General features: G+C 69.9%; 13 protein-coding genes, 1 pseudogene and 1 riboswitch. Of the genes and pseudogenes, 3 read left to right on the forward strand and 11 right to left on the reverse strand.

From position 1 onward, the window contains the following. Positions 1–83: 83 nt before the first annotated feature. Positions 84–218: riboswitch (cyclic di-AMP (ydaO/yuaA leader) on the forward strand. Between the two features lie 3 nt (positions 219–221). Beyond that, positions 222–1,256: a coiled-coil domain-containing protein gene (locus ACFFIA_RS03285; protein ID WP_377244997.1), complete on the forward strand. Its 1,035-nt coding sequence runs from the start codon at positions 222–224 to the stop codon at positions 1,254–1,256. A gap of 65 nt (positions 1,257–1,321) precedes the next feature. Here ACFFIA_RS03285 and ACFFIA_RS03290 read toward each other — a convergent pair whose 3' ends face one another. From ACFFIA_RS03290 to ACFFIA_RS03300, 3 genes are read right to left on the reverse strand one after another with little or no spacing between them, the layout of a single operon-like run. Next, positions 1,322–3,691 (reverse strand): glycoside hydrolase family 65 protein, encoded by a 2,370-nt coding sequence (locus ACFFIA_RS03290; protein WP_377245000.1) that lies wholly within the window; start codon positions 3,689–3,691, stop codon positions 1,322–1,324. Continuing rightward, entirely contained in the window at positions 3,688–4,431 is a 744-nt protein-coding gene (locus ACFFIA_RS03295; RefSeq protein ID WP_377245003.1) for a beta-phosphoglucomutase family hydrolase, read from the reverse strand. The genes ACFFIA_RS03290 and ACFFIA_RS03295 overlap by 4 nt, the downstream gene beginning before the upstream one ends. Positions 4,432–4,472: 41 nt before the next feature. Further along, entirely contained in the window at positions 4,473–5,969 is a 1,497-nt protein-coding gene (locus ACFFIA_RS03300; RefSeq protein ID WP_377245006.1) for a multicopper oxidase family protein, read from the reverse strand. A gap of 141 nt (positions 5,970–6,110) precedes the next feature. Here ACFFIA_RS03300 and ACFFIA_RS03305 point away from each other — a divergent pair. Beyond that, positions 6,111–6,290, forward strand: a pseudogene (locus ACFFIA_RS03305) (DUF4442 domain-containing protein); the annotation flags it as partial. 316 nt (positions 6,291–6,606) lie between these two features. Here ACFFIA_RS03305 and ACFFIA_RS03310 read toward each other — a convergent pair. The 3 genes from ACFFIA_RS03310 to ACFFIA_RS03320 form a co-directional block, all read right to left on the reverse strand. Next, the gene (locus ACFFIA_RS03310) at positions 6,607–7,536 is read right to left on the reverse strand and encodes a hypothetical protein (RefSeq protein WP_377245009.1); all 930 of its coding nucleotides are present in this window, start codon (positions 7,534–7,536) and stop codon (positions 6,607–6,609) included. Positions 7,537–7,590: 54 nt separating this feature from the next. Continuing rightward, a complete protein-coding gene (locus ACFFIA_RS03315) occupies positions 7,591–8,910 on the reverse strand; it encodes an ABC transporter ATP-binding protein (protein ID WP_377245012.1) in 1,320 nt (439 codons plus the stop codon). A 180-nt stretch (positions 8,911–9,090) separates the two neighbouring features. Further along, complete coding sequence (locus ACFFIA_RS03320) at positions 9,091–10,887, reverse strand: DUF5941 domain-containing protein (protein ID WP_377245015.1); 1,797 nt, start codon at positions 10,885–10,887, stop codon at positions 9,091–9,093. Between the two features lie 143 nt (positions 10,888–11,030). Between ACFFIA_RS03320 and ACFFIA_RS03325 the strand changes: the two genes are divergently transcribed. Then, positions 11,031–11,234, forward strand: coding sequence for a PspC domain-containing protein (locus ACFFIA_RS03325; protein ID WP_377245018.1), 204 nt, complete (start codon positions 11,031–11,033; stop codon positions 11,232–11,234). Positions 11,235–11,522: 288 nt separating this feature from the next. Here the strand turns inward: ACFFIA_RS03325 and ACFFIA_RS03330 are convergent, their stop codons facing one another. The 5 genes from ACFFIA_RS03330 to ACFFIA_RS03350 form a co-directional block, all read right to left on the reverse strand. Continuing rightward, positions 11,523–12,758 carry a glycosyltransferase family 2 protein gene (locus ACFFIA_RS03330; RefSeq protein ID WP_377245021.1) on the reverse strand — a complete coding sequence of 412 codons (1,236 nt, stop codon included), beginning with the start codon at positions 12,756–12,758 and terminating at the stop codon, positions 11,523–11,525. Between the two features lie 202 nt (positions 12,759–12,960). Beyond that, entirely contained in the window at positions 12,961–13,719 is a 759-nt protein-coding gene (locus ACFFIA_RS03335; protein ID WP_377245024.1) for a DUF4230 domain-containing protein, read from the reverse strand. Between the two features lie 100 nt (positions 13,720–13,819). Further along, on the reverse strand, positions 13,820–14,986 hold the full coding sequence (locus ACFFIA_RS03340) for an acyl-CoA dehydrogenase family protein (protein WP_377245027.1): 1,167 nt from the start codon (positions 14,984–14,986) through the stop codon (positions 13,820–13,822). After that, positions 14,986–15,279 (reverse strand): type II toxin-antitoxin system VapB family antitoxin, encoded by a 294-nt coding sequence (locus ACFFIA_RS03345; protein ID WP_173077469.1) that lies wholly within the window; start codon positions 15,277–15,279, stop codon positions 14,986–14,988. Before ACFFIA_RS03345 ends, ACFFIA_RS03340 begins: the two co-directional genes overlap by 1 nt. Before the next feature lie 180 nt (positions 15,280–15,459). Continuing rightward, positions 15,460–16,077, reverse strand: a complete 618-nt coding sequence (locus ACFFIA_RS03350; protein WP_377245030.1) for a nitroreductase family protein — start codon at positions 16,075–16,077, stop codon at positions 15,460–15,462. Between the last annotated feature and the right edge of the window lie 4 nt (positions 16,078–16,081).

Raw genomic sequence — 16,081 nt, forward strand, 5'->3', positions numbered from 1 at the left:
GGTCAGAGCGTTGCCGGAGTCCACTGTCGATCCGGTAAGCTGTCCGGCGGTTTGTCGCGCGGCGACGCCCCCACGGCGTCGGGCGACAGCCACCGCCTAATCGCCCGCCCGGGCGAGTCGGGGAACCAGGTTTTCTGGGGTGAATCCGCAACCGCGGTAGGGGTCCTTCCGTCCCGAACCCGTCAGCTAACCCGGCCGGCGGTCCGATGGGAGGATTGCGTATGACGGCACCTGTACGTCGCCGGCGCTGGTCGCTGGCCGTAGCCTTGGCCGCCGCGGCGGCCGTGTTGTTGTCCGGGGTGGCCTTCGTGCCCAGTGGAGCGGCGGCAGCGCCAAAGCCCACGCCCGGCGATGAGGGGGGTACGCCGCTGCTGCGGGACGTACTGGAATCAAGCAGCCGGGGCTACGTCGAGGCGCAGAACGCGGTCACGAAGTCGCGCAACCGGCAGCTTCAGCTCACTCTCGAGCTGCGCAAGGCCGAAGAGAAGATCAAGTTGATGGAGCCCGAGATCGAGCTCGTGGCCATCACCTCCTACCGCAACGGTCGCATCGGGCCGATGAGCATGCTGCTCAACAGCGCCTCCCCGGACGACTTCCTGCGGCGGGCCGTCAACCTCGATCTGCTCGCCGCCCGCGACAACGCGAAGCTGGGCGAGCTCAACGCCGCCCTTGAGCAGGCGCGGCGGGCCAAGGCGGCGATCGACGCCGAGCTGAAGGAAGAGCAGAAGCAGCTCGCCATCATGGCCAAGCAGAAGTCCGAGGCGGAGAAGGCGCTGAAGCTTGTCGGTGGGAAGGCGACCGGCGGCTTCGTGAGCGCCACGTCGCCGGTGGCCAGGCCCGCGCCGCGCAACAGCAACGGCTCCTTCTCCTCGCAGAGCTGCTCGGCCGACGATCCCACCACCGGACGCTGTATCACGCCGCGCACGCTGCACATGCTCAAGGAGACGCAGCGGCTGGGCTTCAAGCGGTTCGTCAACTGCTTCCGGCCGGGCGGGCCGTACGAGCATCCGAAGGGTCGCGCCTGCGACTTCTCCTCCGAGCAAAACGGCTTTGGTGGCGACGCGACCGGCAACGACAAGCTCTACGGCAACAACCTCGCCGCGTTCCTCGTCCGCAACGCCGACGCCCTCGGCGTGATGTACGTGATCTGGTACCGGCAGTTCTGGTCGCCCGCCACCGGCTGGAAGTCGTACAGCGGCGCCAATGGTGACCCGTCCAGCGACCACACCAACCACGTACACATATCCATGCTCTGAGCGCCCGTACCTGTTGAAAAGGAAAGCCCCGCGCGGGTCGCGCGGGGCTTCGCCTTTCTAGCTACTCACTGGTCGGGCATCCGGCGGGCGGGAGCCCGGCCGAAGGGCTGGCGCGGCGGCGGGCCCACCGGTGCCAGCGCGGGGATCGCCAGGGTCAGCGGCGTGTCGCTCGTGACCGTGACATGCTCGCCGTGGTGCACGAGGTCGAGCTTGGCGCCCTCCCCGCCGTTGCGCAGGGAGTACGTCACCTCGCTTGGCTGCACGTCGACCCGGAGCCGGAGCCCACGCCACAGCATGGAGAACTCCATCCGGTTGATCCGGCTGGGCAGCCGCGGCGCGAACGACAGGCTGCCGCCGTGGTCGCGCATGCCGCCGAGCCCCGCCACCACGGCGAGCCAGGCGCCGGCGAGCGCGGCGATGTGCAAGCCCTCGCGGGTGTTGTTGTGGATGTCGTGCAGGTCCATCAGGGCGGCTTCGCCGAGGTAGTCGTGGGCCAGCTCGAGGTGGCCCACCTCCGCGGCGATGACCGCCTGCGTGCACGTCGAGAGCGACGAGTCACGCACCGTGCGCTGCTCGTAGTAGGCGAAGTTGCGCGCCTTCTGCTCCGGCGTGAACGCGTCGCCGCGCCAGTGCATCGCGAGCACCAGGTCGGCCTGCTTCAGGACCTGCTTGCGGTAGAGGTCGAAGTACGGGTAGTTGAGCAGCAGCGGGTAGCCGCTGGGCGGAGTGGCCGCGAAGTCCCACTCCTGGAGCCGGGTGAACTCCTCGCACTGCTGGTGGACCCCGAGCTCCTTGTCGTACGGGATGTGCATGGCGTCGGCCGCGTCGCGCCACGACGCCGACTCCTCCTCGTCGACCCCGAGCCGGCGGGCCTGCTCCGGATGGCGCAGGGCCGCGTCGGCGGCACCGACGAGGTTCTTCTGAGCCATCAGGTTGGTGTAGAGGTTGTCGTTGACCACCGCGGTGTACTCGTCGGGGCCGGTGACGCCGTCGATGTGGAAGATGCCGTGCCGGTCGTGGTGACCGAGCGAACGCCACAGCCGCGCGGTGTCGACCAGCAGCTCCAGCCCGACCTCGCGCTCGAAGTCGAGGTCACCGGTGGCCACCACGTAGCGCTGGACCGCGTCGGCGATGTCGGCGCCGATGTGGAACGCTGCCGTGCCGGCCGGCCAGTAGCCCGAGCACTCGTGCCCGCGCACGGTACGCCACGGGAACGCGGCGCCCTTGAGCCCGAGCGTCTGCGCCCGCTCCCGGGCAAGGTCGAGCGTCGCGTGCCGCCATCGCAGGCCGTGCGTGACCGCCTCCGGCTGTGTGTACGTGAGCACCGGCAGCACGAACGTCTCGGTGTCCCAGAAGACATGCCCGTCGTAGCCCGGACCGGTGAGGCCCTTGGCCGCGATCGGCCGCATCTCCGCACGGGCGCCGGCCTGGAGCACGTGGAAGAGCGCGAAGCGCACCGCCTGCTGCACCTCGGGGTCGCCCTCCAGCCGCACGTCGGCGGCGTCCCAGAAGGCGTCGAGGTACTTGCGCTGCTCCCGGAGCAGCCCATCCCAGCCGGAGAACTTCGCCGAGGCGACGGCCGCACCGACCTGGTCGCGCAGCGCCGGGAACGAGCGGCGGCTGGACCAGCCGTACGCGAGGATCTTGACGACCCGCAGCTTCTCGCCCGGCTTGAGCACGGTCGCGACCGTGGTGCGGGCGAAGTCGGGGTATGCCTCGGTGTTGACCGAGGTGCGCTCCGGCCCCTCGATCTCGTGCTCCATCGCGGCGGCCATGCGCAGGCCGCTCTTCTTGGTGCGGTGGATCAGCAGCCCGCCCGCCGCGGTCGCCAGGTGCTCCTCGGCCTTCAGCGGGGCCTTGAGCACGGCGGCGACCCGGGGGTCCTTGCGGGTCGGCGGCAGCTCCTCGTTGGCGACCAGCTCGGACTGCACGATCAGGCGCAGGGGGCGGTCGTCGGCCACCTCCACCTCGTAGCAGATCGCGGCGACCGCGCGCTGCGTGAAGGAGACCAGGCGGGTGCTGTGCACGCGCACCGCCCGCCCAGCCGGCGAGACCCACTCGACCGTGCGGTCGAGCGTGCCCGCTTGGAGGTCGAGGACGCGCTGGTGGGTGCGCACCTCGCCGTATCGGACATCGAAGGGCTCATCGTCGACCAGCAGCCGGATGAGCTTGCCGTTGGTGACGTTGACAACCGTCTGCCCGGACTCGGGGAAGCCGTAGCCGGCCTCCGCGTAGGGTAGGGGTCGCAGCTCGTAAAACGAGTTGAGATAGGTGCCCGGCAACCCGTGTGGTTCACCCTCGTCAAGGTTACCGCGGAGTCCGATGTGGCCATTGGACAGCGCGAAGACCGACTCAGACTGAGCCAGCACATCGAGGTCGAGCCGGGTCTCCCGGACGTGCCAGGGCTCGACCGGGTAAGCCCGCTCACGGATCATGGATTCTCCAGCAACTCACTGAGGTCGCGCACGACGACGTGGGCGCCGTGCTTGTATAGCGCGTCGGATTGCCCGACCCGGTCGACCCCGACGACAAAGCCGAAATCGCCGGCGCGGCCGGCCTCCACACCGGCCAGGGCGTCTTCGAAAACGGCCGCAGCCGACGGCGCGACGCCGAGCAGCTTAGCCGCGTCGAGGAAGGTATCGGGGTGCGGCTTGCCGCGCAGATTGTCGCGTCGGGCGACGATGCCGTCGACGACCACTTCGACCTCGTCGATGAGGCCCGTAACGGTCAGGATATCGCGACAATTGGCGCTTGCGGAGACCACAGCGCGACGCAATCCTGACGCGCGGACCGCCTTCAGATATGCGAGCGAGCCCTCGTAAACCTCCACGCCGTCTTCGCGGATGTGGCGGAGCAGCAACTCGTTCTTACGGTTGCCGATGCCGTTGATCGTCTCGACATCCGGCGGATCGTCCGGGGTGCCCTCCGGCAGGCTGATCCCCCGCGACCCGAGGAACGTGCGCACCCCGTCCGCCCGCGGCCGACCATCGACGTACTTGTTGTAGTCGTCGCCGGAGTCGAACGGGCGAAACGGCTCACCCGTGCGCTCGGCACGGTCGCGCAGGTAGGCGTCGAAGGTCTCCTTCCACGCGGCGTTGTGCACCTTCGCGGTCTGCGTCAGCACACCGTCCAGATCGAACAGACAGGCGGTTACACCATCGGGGAGTCCCAACACTCGGACAGAGTAACCGCTCAACGCCTGACGAAACTGCCGGCTCACCCGTGGCTTTTGTGGTGACCCTGAGTGTCCGGTCGGCCTGCCTTCTGCCCCGGCTCGACCACCACGAACTGGCCCATCATCCCCGCGTCCTCGTGGCTCAGGATGTGGCAGTGGTACATGTAGGGAACGTCCGGATCTGCATAATCTGCAAATCGCGCAATGATCCGTACGGTCTCGTTGGGCGGCAGCAAGATCGTGTCTTTCCAGCCGCTCAACTCCACTGGCGGCTTCACCCCACCGACTGACAACACCTGAAACTGCACGTCATGGACGTGAAAGTTGTGCAACGTGCCATCTTCCTTGGTGATCTCCCAGATCTCCGTCGTGTCCCGGGTGACCACCTCGTCGATCCGCCCCATGTCCATCCGCTCACCGTTGATCTGGCGGCCGGAGAGCGCGAACTTGCGCGTGGTCACGGCCGAAGCCGGACCCAAAGGCTCGATCGGCGCCAGCACCGCGGGGACCTCCGGCGAGCGCGCAAGGTTACTCTCCGCACGCAATTGGAGTACGTCGAGCATGTCCCGAATACCCGCGAAGCGGTCACTGAGGATGTTGTGAAGGTTGGTCGGAAAGCTACGCAGAGTGACGTTCTCGCCGGCCTCCATCCCGACCACGATCTCCGCCCGTTCGCCCGGCGACAGGCGGATCCGGGTCATGCTGTGGGGCGCCGGCAGCAGCCCGCCGTCCGAGCCGATCAAGGTGAACGGCCGGTCGTCCGAAAGCCCGAAGGTGTACATGCGCGAGTTCGAGGCGTTCAGCAGCCGGAGCCGCACGCGTTCGGTGCGCACGTCGAGGTATGCCCCCGGGATCCCGTTCACCAGGATGGTGTCGCCGGTCCCGCTCCCCTCCCGAAACCGGCCGCGGCTGTCGAACTGGCGGTCCTGGACGATCACCGGGATGTCGTCGACGCCGTACTCGCGCGGCAGCGCCAGCCCCTCCGAGCGCTCGTCGTCGAGGATGAACATGCCGGCCAGCCCGCGCAGGACGTGCTTGGCCGTCTCGCCGTGCGGATGCGGGTGATACCAGAGTGTCGCCGCCGGCTGGCCCACCGTCCAATGGGGCGACCAGGTCGCGCCCGGGCGTACCTCCTGGTGCGGCCCGCCGTCCATCCGCGCCGGCAGGTGCATGCCGTGCCAGTGCACGCTGGTCGGCTCGTCAAGGCCATTGACGACGTTCACCAGCACTCGCTCGCCGCGCTTCGCGCGCAGGGTCGGCCCGAGGTAGTCGCCGTCGAAGCCCCAGGTGCGGGTCGCCTCGTCCCGCCCGAAGTCCGTCCGCCCCTCCTGCGCGCGCAGGTCGAACACGCGGCGCCCCTCGCGGTCGATCCGCGACTCCGCTAGCGGCGGCACCGCGAGCCGGTTGCGAAAGTCGACCTGGCCGGCCGTGTCGAGCCCCGCCTGGCTCCACGCCACCAGCGTGGCCACGCCGCCACCACCACAGACCGCGAGTACAGCGCCGGCGCCGACCAGCGCCACGACCCTTCGTCGCCTCATCTCCACTAACTCCTTCCCTCTCTACATGTAGCTTTACTACTGGTCGGGTCGCGCGCCACGGCAAGCCGCCCATCTCCGGGCTCAATGGGGGGTCCCACTCAGGGTTACCTGCGGGTAACATCAGGCGCATGTCCATCGACGCGGCTCGCGCTCGGCGCCGTGCGCGCAACCGCCCGCCTCGGCCGTCCGGTCGCCGTGGTCGTCGCCGAGATGGAGGTGGGGACGCGGCCGGAGTTTCCGGTGCTGGTCGAGATCGGCACCGAAGACGGCGAGACGACCGCCGAGATGACGGTGATCTGGACCTTGCGACCGCAGCGCTGACTGGCGGCGGCCTTCGCCCTCGGTGCGTGCGATGCCCCTGGCGGGCGGCTACCGACTCGACGGCGCCTGTTCGTGGGTCACCGGCTGCCGGGCTGCTCTCGATACGGCCACGCCCACGACCCTCCCGGCCTCGGCGCGGGAGCTGGCGATGCGGGCGGCCACGAGCCTGGTGGTGGCGAGCGGAGCGCGGGGCGGTGCTGCGCGACCAGCACGCTCTGCGGCTGGTGCGCTCAGGCCGGCGCTGCTCGATCCGATCCCGCGGGGCGGCGGGGAGGCCGCCGGGCTGAGCGCATCGTCGCGCCCAGCCCGGCAGCGCTCAGAAGAGGTCGGCGATGATCTTCAGGATCGCGGCGTAGAAGTTGCCCTCGATGCTGCGGAAGAGCGCGAACTCCTGACCAGGGCTGCCGAAGAAGGGCCGCAGCGTCCAGGCCAGCTGCGTGCCGACAAAGCCGAACAGCAGGATCCAGATGTACAGCAGTGTCATGCTCGCCGGACGCTGACCGTCGCGCGGGGCCGGACGCGGTGGCTGCGGCCCGGCGTACAACCCGCGCCCGCCCGGATCCCAGCCTGGCGGCGGTGCCAGCGGTGGTGGCGGTGGCGCGGCGATCACCGTGGACGTCGCGGTGCCGTTGGCCGCGCCCGCGGGGAGGGCGGCCGGCACAGCCGCGGCAGGGACGGCGGAGACCGGCGTGACCGGCACCGCCTCCGCCGGAGGTGCGGCTGGCGCGGCGGGGACAGCGGCCGGCACCGCGGGGACCGGCACGGCCGGGGCGAGCAGCCCGTGCTGGTTGAGCACCTGCATGCCGCCGGTCAGGAAACGCAGCCCCACGATCGCCGACAGGGTCAGGATCGCCACGTTGAGCAGCTTGAAGAAGCCGTAGTCGGGCGCGGTGATCAGAAAGAACAGGCTGATCGGCGCGAACGCCACGGCCAGCATCGCGATCACGGTGATCGCCACCATGACCATCGCGAGCGCCTGGCGCACCGACAGGCGCGCCCCGAACACCAGGTTGAACAGGTAGAGCGTGGGCAGGCAGATCGCCAGCGTGATGAGGAAGAGCAGCGGCAGCTTGACCGCCGACGTCAACGCCATCAGGACACTGTGGAACGCGCCCAACACCGCTCCGTAGAGCGCCAGCGCGATGGCGGAGCTGGCCAGCATGTTGCCGGTCAGCTGGCCTAGCTCCCGCTCATCGACGATCTGCTGCCAGATGCTCTGGCGGTCGCGCAGGATACGCTCGATCACGAGCAAACCCGAACCATTTGCGGACATCCGCTGACGGTAGGGCAGCGAATGTGACTAGCGCCACCCCACATCGATGCGATCGCCGCGTTCGTCGAAGAAATGCAAAGCGTCCATCCGTACGGAGATCGCCAGCGGATGCCCCGCCGCGACCGCCGGGTACGGCGCCAGCCGCACCGCGAGTTCGGCCGGGCGGCGGTGGTGCCGTCCGGGGTCGCTGAGCACGCTGGTGCGGCTGCCCTGCCCGGCGGCGGGCTCGGGGCGACCCGCCTCGCCGGCCGTACGACCACCGGTGAGCCGCTGCATCACGTGCCCGAAGCGGCGCAACCGGCTGGAGCCGTTGGCCGCCTCGGCGTCGGCGACCGGGCCGCCCAGGTCGTCGACGAGGATGGCGGTGGCACCGATGTCGAGGAACGCCAGCGACTCGTGCCCGTGGTGCTCCAGGTAGCGGATGCGCCCCTGGAGTACGTCGCCCGGCGTGCCCGGCGCCACCGGTGTGAGCGCCTCGGCCCGCATGCCCACCACGATGCGCTCGCCGTGGTAGTGCGCGACCGCCCGCGCCCGTATGTCGTCCCACGGCAGGTAGAGGGCCTGCTCACCGAGGTTGAGCGCGACGTACCGGTCGAGGTGCACGTAGACCGACGCCTCCAGCAGGTTCATCCGAGGGCTGCCGAGGAACGCGGCGACGTAGAGGGTGGCGGGCCGGCCGTACACCTGAGTGGGCGTGCCGACGTCCTGGAGCACGCCCTTACGCATGATCGCGACGCGGTCGGCCATGGTCAGCGCCTCGGCCTGGTCGTGCGTCACGTAGATCGTGCTTACCCCCAGCTCGCGCACCAGGCCGGAGATCTCCGCCCGCAGCTCGGCGCGCAGACCACTGTCGAGGTTGGACAATGGCTCGTCCATGAGGAAGAGACCGGGCCGCCGCACGATCGCCCGCCCCATCGCCACTCGTTGGCGCTGGCCGCCGGAGAGCTGGCTGGGCTTGCGGGCGAGCACGTCACCGATGCCGAGCGCGCTCGCCACGTCGGCCACGCGCTCGCCACGCGGCTGCTGCTCGACGCCGGAGAGGCGCAGAGGAAAGCCAATATTTTCACCCACGGTCATGTGGGGGTAAAGCGCAAAATCCTGGAAAACCATCGCAATCCGCCGGTCACGCGGCGGAAGGTCGTTGGCAAGCTCGCCGTCTAGCAGGATCGCTCCCGTGGTCGGGTCTTCCAGCCCGGCGACCATGCGCAGCACGGTCGACTTGCCGCAGCCCGACGGGCCCAGGAGCACCATGAACTCGCCGTCGTTAACGTCAAGGCTGACGTTGTCGACGGCTACCGTGCCATCTGGAAAAACTTTGGTGACATCCTTGAGCGCGACGGTGGTCACCGTCACCTCCCCGCAGCTTCGTTGCCGGCCCCCGAATAGGTAACTGTGACGAGCGTTACGACTCCAGCCCATCGGGTAAACGTGCCATGTTCGGGGTGTGACAAGGTGATTACTGCCCAGTTCAGCTGGTTTACCGCGTAGCCACGGCTATGGTCGCCGAAACCGGCACGAAACTCCGCGTCAACGACCGGCCGCGCCGTGACTCCACGTCCGCCACGCATCGACGGCCACCAGCGCCACTACGTACAGGCCGAGCATCGCGAACGCGGCCGTGGCCGCCCCGGCGAACGCGCCCGCCACCAGCACCACCGCCCGGCCGTCCCAGCCGAGCCCCAGCCGGTGCAGGGGCGGACCCTCCACGCGCTTCTCCAACCGGGTCGTGAAGTCGCAGTGGTGCAGTGCCAGCGCGACGAGCAGTAGGTAGACGATCGGCAGCGGCACATCGTACGCCACGCCGGCGGCGGTCACGTAGAGCAGCTCGGCCGCCCGCAGCCCCGCCGGCACGAGCCAGTCGAGCGGGCCGTCGTGCGGATGCCAGGCGCCCAGCCCCGCGGCGAGTACGAGCGGGAGGAGCGCCACCACCGCCAGCTCACTCGCCCCGGACCTGGCCGTCACCAGCGCCGCCACCGCCCCGGCCAACCCGAGCCCGGCCGCGGCCAGCGGTGGCACCGCCCACCGGCGCAGGAGGTGGGCCGCCGCGCCGTCGTCCCGGTACAGCGTGGCGTCGACCGTCGCGAGCACCGGCACGCGCATGGTCAACGCTCGGGCGGTGCGCAGGACCAGCGTGTACGCGCCCGAGAGCACCGCGCACGCCAGCACCCCCACCAGGGCCGCCCGCTGGTCGAGGAGCGCGACGCACACGGCGGTGACCGCCCAGCGCGCGCCGATCGGGAAGAGGGCGGTCTGCTTGAGCCAGTACGCCGGCGAGCCCTGATCGGACTGCACGCGGTGGGAGAGCCGCCCCAGCCGCCCGCGGGACGGGGTCGCGCGGGCGGCCGCCTCGTCGTGCAGCGCCAGGTACCAGCTGTCACTCTGCTGCCGCACCGTGATCAGGAGCAACACGGCGACCGCGAGTGCCCAACCGCCGCCCCCGGCGCCCGCCGCGAGGCCCGCGTAGACGGCCGCCTCCTTGACCCGGTCGGCCATCGTGTCCAGCCAGCCGCCGAAAGGGCTGAACCGCCGCGTGTACCGGGCCAACTGCCCGTCGACCCGGTCGAATACGAAGCCGAGGTAGAGCAGCACCGCGCCGAGTAGCAGCGCGGGGCGGCCGCCGAGCCAGAAGAGCAGCGCCGCGGCGACCACGAGCGCGGCGGAGAAGGCGGTGACCAGGTTGGGCCCCAGACCCACGCGCGCGGCCCAGCCGGTGAGCCGGGGCGACCACGAGCTGACGAGGTACGTGGCGACGACGTCGTCCCGCTCGCGCACCGCCAGCCGCAGCTCCACCTCCTCCGGATGGATCTCGGCGATCGCCGCCCGCACAGCCGCGCGGGAGGTAGTGTCGCGGGCCCGGGCCGCCACGAGTTGCCGTACCCGCTGCGTGTAGATCGTGACGTCGAGGCCGCGCAGGGCCGCGGGCAGCGAGTCGAGACCGGCGCCGACCCCACCTCGGGCGGCGGCCATCAGGGCGGGCAGGTCGGGCGGGTCGACCCGCAGCGCGCCGCCGAAGGCGGCATTCGGCTCACCCGGCACCAGCCGGCCACGATCGTCGCGGACCCGCTCGCCACGGGAGCCGGCGGCCGCGTCGAGCACCAGGGCCACCGTCGTCCCGGCAGGGTTGGTCGCGAGATGACGGAGTACGGCGGTGTGCGCGACCAGGTCATCGGCGCAGATCAGCAGCGGCTCCTCGGCCGTGCTCGCGATCCCGGCCAGCCCGGCGAGGTCGGGGACCGCGACAACCTTGTCAGTGCCCGCGTCGAGCAGTTGCTCGGCGAGCTGCCCGGTCATCTCCAGCCCGGACGTGACGATGACACCTAACATCGATGAACGCCGTCCCTACCCCAGTGACGCGGGACAGGTTAGCAGCCATCAGCCTGGCTCAGGGAAAGCCCGCAATCGCTGATCAGGGCCGGGTCCGTCGCGCTGTGGAGGCGGGGAGCCAGGTCCGCCCATACCGTTGACACATGAGCAAAAAACTCGTACGACCCCGCCACAACCGGATGATCGCCGGCGTCTGTGCTGGGCTGGGCCGCCGCTTCGGCATCTCGCCGAACGCGATGCGCCTGATCTTCCTGATCTCCTGCCTGCTCCCCGGCCCGCAGTTCCTGATCTACATCGCGCTGTGGATCATCATGCCCAGCGAGGAGCGGTACGCCACGACGTACTAGATGATCCGTTCCAAGGCTGACGTGTCACGACCCCGTGAGCGTCGCCGCACGCCCGGGCCGGTCGACCGCGGCCTCCAGATCAGGGGTCGAGTCCGTGCGTGGCGAGAAGTTGACCCTGTAGGGTCAAAGAAATCGCCACGGACGCACAGCGGCCAGAGCCGGGAGTGCGTCGGGGTCGGGCTTGAACGCTTCCACGTGGGAACGGCCCTGCGTCCCGGACAGCGGGCGCCCAAAGCAGGGCGAAGCCGTCCGGACCACGACGAGCATCGCGGCAGCCCCGCTGGCCGGTCAGGAGCCGGTGGTGGCCAGCTCGCTGTCGCGGGCGTTGCTCGCCGTCGGCATGTTGACCCGCCGCAGGCTCAGCAGGCTGGAGAAGAGCCCGGCGAAGATCACGGTCACGCCGACGCCGATGCAGGTCGACGAGGGCAGCACCACGCGGAGCGCCTCGCCCAGATCCTGCGCGCCGAAGCCCCGCGCACCCCAGGCGGAGAACGCCAGGATGCTGCCGGCCAGGCCGACCAGCACGAGCAGGACACCGGCCGCGGAGCAGGTCTCCAGCCGGACCAGCCGGATCCACCGGTCGGCTTGGCGCTCGCTGGTGATGCCCTCGTTGTGCCCGTAGATCAGGGCAAACGCGCCAAACATCAGCAACTGTGCGCCGACGAGCATGGCCAGGCACGTGTAGACCAGCGTGTTGATGTCGAAGCCGACGCCGGCGACCCGCAGCGGGCCGACGGTCAGGATCGACGTGCCGATCAGGCCGAGGACGAAGAGGATCGCACCGGGCAAGATCAGCGTCTTGCGCGGCGAGAAGACCAGCAGGAAGCGCAGGTGGCGCCAGCCGTCGCGCCAGGTGCGCAGGTGCGGCGGGCGGCTGCGGCCGTCGGGCTGGAGGGTGGTCGGCACCTCGACGATGTCGTAGTTGTTGAGCGCGGCCCGCACGACCAGCTCGGAGGCGAACTCCATGCCGGGCATGCAGAGGCCCAACTGGCGGATGCGGTCGCGGTTGAAGCCGCGGATGCCGCAGTGGAAGTCGCCCACGTGGCTGAGGCTCTTGCCGAACAGGCGCCGGCCGAGCCAGGAGAGCACCGGGTTGCCCAGGTAGCGGTGGAGCGGGGGCATGGCGCCCGGCGCGATACCGCCGCGGAAGCGGTTGCCCATCACCAGGTCGTGACCGGCGCGCAGCTCCTGGATAAACGGCTCAAGATTGGACAAGTCGTACGAGTCATCGGCATCGCCCATGATGATGTACTTGCCGCGCGCCTCGGCGATGCCGTTGAGCAGCGCCCCGCCGTAGCCGCGGATCGGCGCGTGGGAGACCCGGGCGCCTGCCTTGATCGCGATGTCCTGCGAGCCGTCGGTCGAGCCGTTGTCGCTGACCAACACCTCGCCGACCACGCCCAGCTCCTCGAGCGCGCGGCGCGCCTTGGTGACGCAGACCTCGAGCGTCTCGGCCTCGTTGAGGCAGGGCAGCAGGACGGTGACCTCGATGTCGACGTCGTCCTTCGCCACGGTGCTGGCCACAGGCATACTCCCAGTCACAGTGCTGATTGTCCTTGCCGGCGCACTCTACGCGTGCTGAAACGCCGATGGATCAGACCTACCGGCGTCACCCCGTCGGCCCGCGCCACCCGCACGAGGATAGCGGGTGGCGTGGTGATCCTGGCCCACACTCCGCGCGGGCGACTCGCCCGGCTTCGATGCGTGCCCCGACCGGAGCCTGCCACTATGCGGCCGTGTAGGCGACCTTGACCTGCGTGTAGCCGAGTGATCGCAACAAGCCAGTCAACATGTTGCGTGTGTTTTCCTCGGCTCGCCGCGCCAAACCACTGTCTCGCGCGGCGCCGGTGATCCGCTCCTGGGCCAGCCGGTAAACCCCCTGCTGGCGGTTTGGATCGCCGCCGAACACCTCACCGAGCCGGTTGAGCAGCCCACGCTCCTCGGCGAAGACGTAGCTCTGCTCCAGATCGAGGGAGGCCTCGGTGAGCTGCGGCGCGGGCAGGGTGATCTCGGCGGAGGTGCGGTCGGCGGACTCGACGATCGCCCCGTCGCCGATCTTGCCGAAGTCGACGTATGCCTCGACCCGGCCCGCGCCGACGAAGAGGGTGCGCTGGTTGACCAGGAAGTCCGGCACGTACTTGCGGTCGCGCTCCAGGTCGATGACCACCTGGAAGTTGCCCTCCGCGGCCACGTAGCGGCTCAGATCCTGGATGGACTGGAGCAGCGGCGGCTGGCTGCGGTCTTTGGTCTCCTCGCCGAACGGGTTGCGCCAGCTCGGCCACAGCCCGACCGCTTGGACGCTCAGCACCAGGACGACGATCAGGCCGATCGTGCCGGCCAGCCAGAACAGCGCCCGCCCCCGCCTGGCGCGGGGCCCCTCGGGCAGGGTCTCGTGGTCGTCTTCGAACCGCGGGTCGGGCCGGGGCTCCTGCGCCGTGGCCTGGCCCTTTCGGTATTCGGGAAACTCGCTGGTCGGGTTGTCCATGTCCCGATCACCGTCCTCTTCAGACTGCCCCTTAAGAGAACGGTAAGACCCGGGTACGACACCCGCATCTTGATCATTTACGGACTTTGGCGTCCATCTTTCAGGTGAACGCGGACAGCCCGGTCAGCTTCTGCCCGATGACCAGCTGATGGATCTCGGAGGTGCCCTCGTACGTCAGCACGCTCTCCAGATTGTTGGCGTGGCGAAGCACCGGGTACTCCCCGCTGATGCCGTTGGCGCCGAGGATCGTGCGGCACTCGCGCGTGATCGCGAGCGCCTCCCGCACGTTGTTGAGCTTGGCGACGCTGACCTGCTCGGGCCGGACCTCCCCCGCGTCGGCCAGGCGCCCGATGTGCAGCGCGAGCAGGTAGCCCTTTTGCAGCTCAAGGGCCATGTCGGCGAGCTTGGCCTGGGTCAGCTGGAAGCCGCCGATCGGCCGGCCGAACTGCTCTCGTGCCACCGCGTAGTCGAGCGCCGTGTGCAGGCACTCCCGCGCCGCGCCGAGCGCGCCCCACGCGATGCCCTGCCGCGCCTCGGTGAGGCAGGAGAGTGGGCCCTTCAAGCCCCGCACCTCGGGCAGCACCGCGTCGGCGGGCAGCCGCACGTCGTCGAGCACCAGCTCGCCGGTGGAGGAGGCACGCAGCGACATCTTGTGCTTGATCTCGCGCGCCGTCACGCCCGGCGTGTCCATCGGTACGACGAAGCCGAGCACGCCCTCGTCGGCCCGCGCCCAGACCACGGCGACATCGGCGACCGGCGCGTTGGTGATCCACATCTTGGTGCCGGTGAGCAGCCAGTCGTCGCCGGAGCGGCGGGCCCGGGTCTTCATCGACGCGGGGTCGGAACCGTGATCGGGCTCGGTCAGGCCGAAGCAGCCGATCGCCTCGCCGGTGGCCATCGACGGCAGCCACTGGCCCTTCTGCTCGGGGCTGCCGAAGCGCCAGATCGCGTACATCGCGAGCGAGCCCTGCACCGAGACCAGCGAGCGCACGCCCGAGTCGCCCGCCTCCAGCTCAAGGCAGGACATGCCGTACGCCACGGCGGAGGCGCCGGCGCAGCCGTATCCGGTCAGGTGCATGCCGAGCAGCCCGAGCTTGCCGAACTCGCGGGCCAGGTCGCGGGCGGGCATCTGCCCCCGCTCGTACCACTCCGCGGCGTGCGGGCGGACCAGATCGTCGACCATCTTGCGCACGACCGCGCGGATCGCCCGCTCCTCGTCGCTGTGCAGCGAGTCGACGTCGATCAGGTCGAGGGGCGGGGCGCGCATCAGGTCAGCACCAGCACTCTCGCGTGGATCTGGTTGCGCTGCTGGAGGGCGGCGCGGAGCGCGCGGTGCAGGCCGTCTTCGAGATAGAGGCCACCATTCCACTGCACGACGTGCGGAAAGAGGTCGCCGTAGAACGTGGAGTCTTCGGCGAGAAGCTTGTCGAGAGCGAGCTCGCGCTTGGTGGTGATGAGCTGGTCGATCCGGATCGGCCGGGGTGGAATCTCGGCCCACTGCTTCAGCGTGAGCCCGTGCTCGGGATACGGACGCCCGTCCCGAACCGCTTTGAAGATCACGACGGCACGCTCCCCTCCCATGTCGCCGTACCGCTTACACCCGTTGTCGGCCGCATGCCAGCCTAGCGACCGGCGCCGACACCTCGGTTTGTTCCCTAGTGAACCCTTTTCACCGGCCACTTGCGGTCCATCCGCGCCGGCGGGCGTCGCGCTGTCCCGGTGGAAGGGGTCAGATGTCAGCTATATTGCACGCCGTCCAGTCCAATGGCCCCGGTGGATGACCTGGTCGAGTGGCCGGTGTCCCCGCTTGAGCGACGGCGACCGGTGATCCGGCGCCCGATAGCCGACCGTCATCGCCCCGATCGGGGCGAAATCCGGCGGAACGCCAAACTCCTGGCGGTACGGGGCGACGCGCTGGGGCGGGATGCCGAAGAAGCACGCCCCCAACCCCTCGTCGACCGCCGTGAGCAGGATCAGCAGGCTGGCGAAGCCGGCGTCGATGTCCCAGTACGGCGCCGGCCACCGGCCCGGGTCGCGGTCGCTCCAACCCTTGTCGGGCTCGGCGTACCGGTCGAGGTAGGCCGAACGGTTGGAGTGCGCGACCACGATCAGCGGAGCCCGCCGCATGCCCTCCAGCCATCCGGTCATGCCCTGCCCCTCGGGCGTGGTGGCCGCCCAGAACCGCTCCCGGTCGGCCACCTCGGCAAGGACCAGGAAGCCCCAGCCCTGGGCGAAACCGGCAGATGGCGCCTTCACCGCGTGCGCCAGCAGGCGCTCGATCACCTCGGGCGGCACCGGGCGGTCGGGGTCGTAGTTGCGCACCATCCGCCGGCGACGCACCACGTCGCGGAACTCCACCGCT

Origin of the sequence: Phytohabitans kaempferiae (assembly GCF_042433955.1) — a bacterium.
GTDB classification, from domain to species: Bacteria; Actinomycetota; Actinomycetes; order Mycobacteriales; family Micromonosporaceae; genus Phytohabitans; species Phytohabitans kaempferiae.

Coding starts and splice junctions, on each gene's coding strand:
- ACFFIA_RS03285 (WP_377244997.1), top strand. CDS start 222: ATGACGGCACCTGTACGTCGCCGGCGCTGGTCGCTGGCCGTAGCCTTG.
- ACFFIA_RS03290 (WP_377245000.1), bottom strand. CDS start 3,691: ATGATCCGTGAGCGGGCTTACCCGGTCGAGCCCTGGCACGTCCGGGAG.
- ACFFIA_RS03300 (WP_377245006.1), bottom strand. CDS start 5,969: ATGAGGCGACGAAGGGTCGTGGCGCTGGTCGGCGCCGGCGCTGTACTC.
- ACFFIA_RS03320 (WP_377245015.1), bottom strand. CDS start 10,887: ATGTTAGGTGTCATCGTCACGTCCGGGCTGGAGATGACCGGGCAGCTC.
- ACFFIA_RS03325 (WP_377245018.1), top strand. CDS start 11,031: ATGAGCAAAAAACTCGTACGACCCCGCCACAACCGGATGATCGCCGGC.
- ACFFIA_RS03335 (WP_377245024.1), bottom strand. CDS start 13,719: ATGGACAACCCGACCAGCGAGTTTCCCGAATACCGAAAGGGCCAGGCC.
- ACFFIA_RS03340 (WP_377245027.1), bottom strand. CDS start 14,986: ATGCGCGCCCCGCCCCTCGACCTGATCGACGTCGACTCGCTGCACAGC.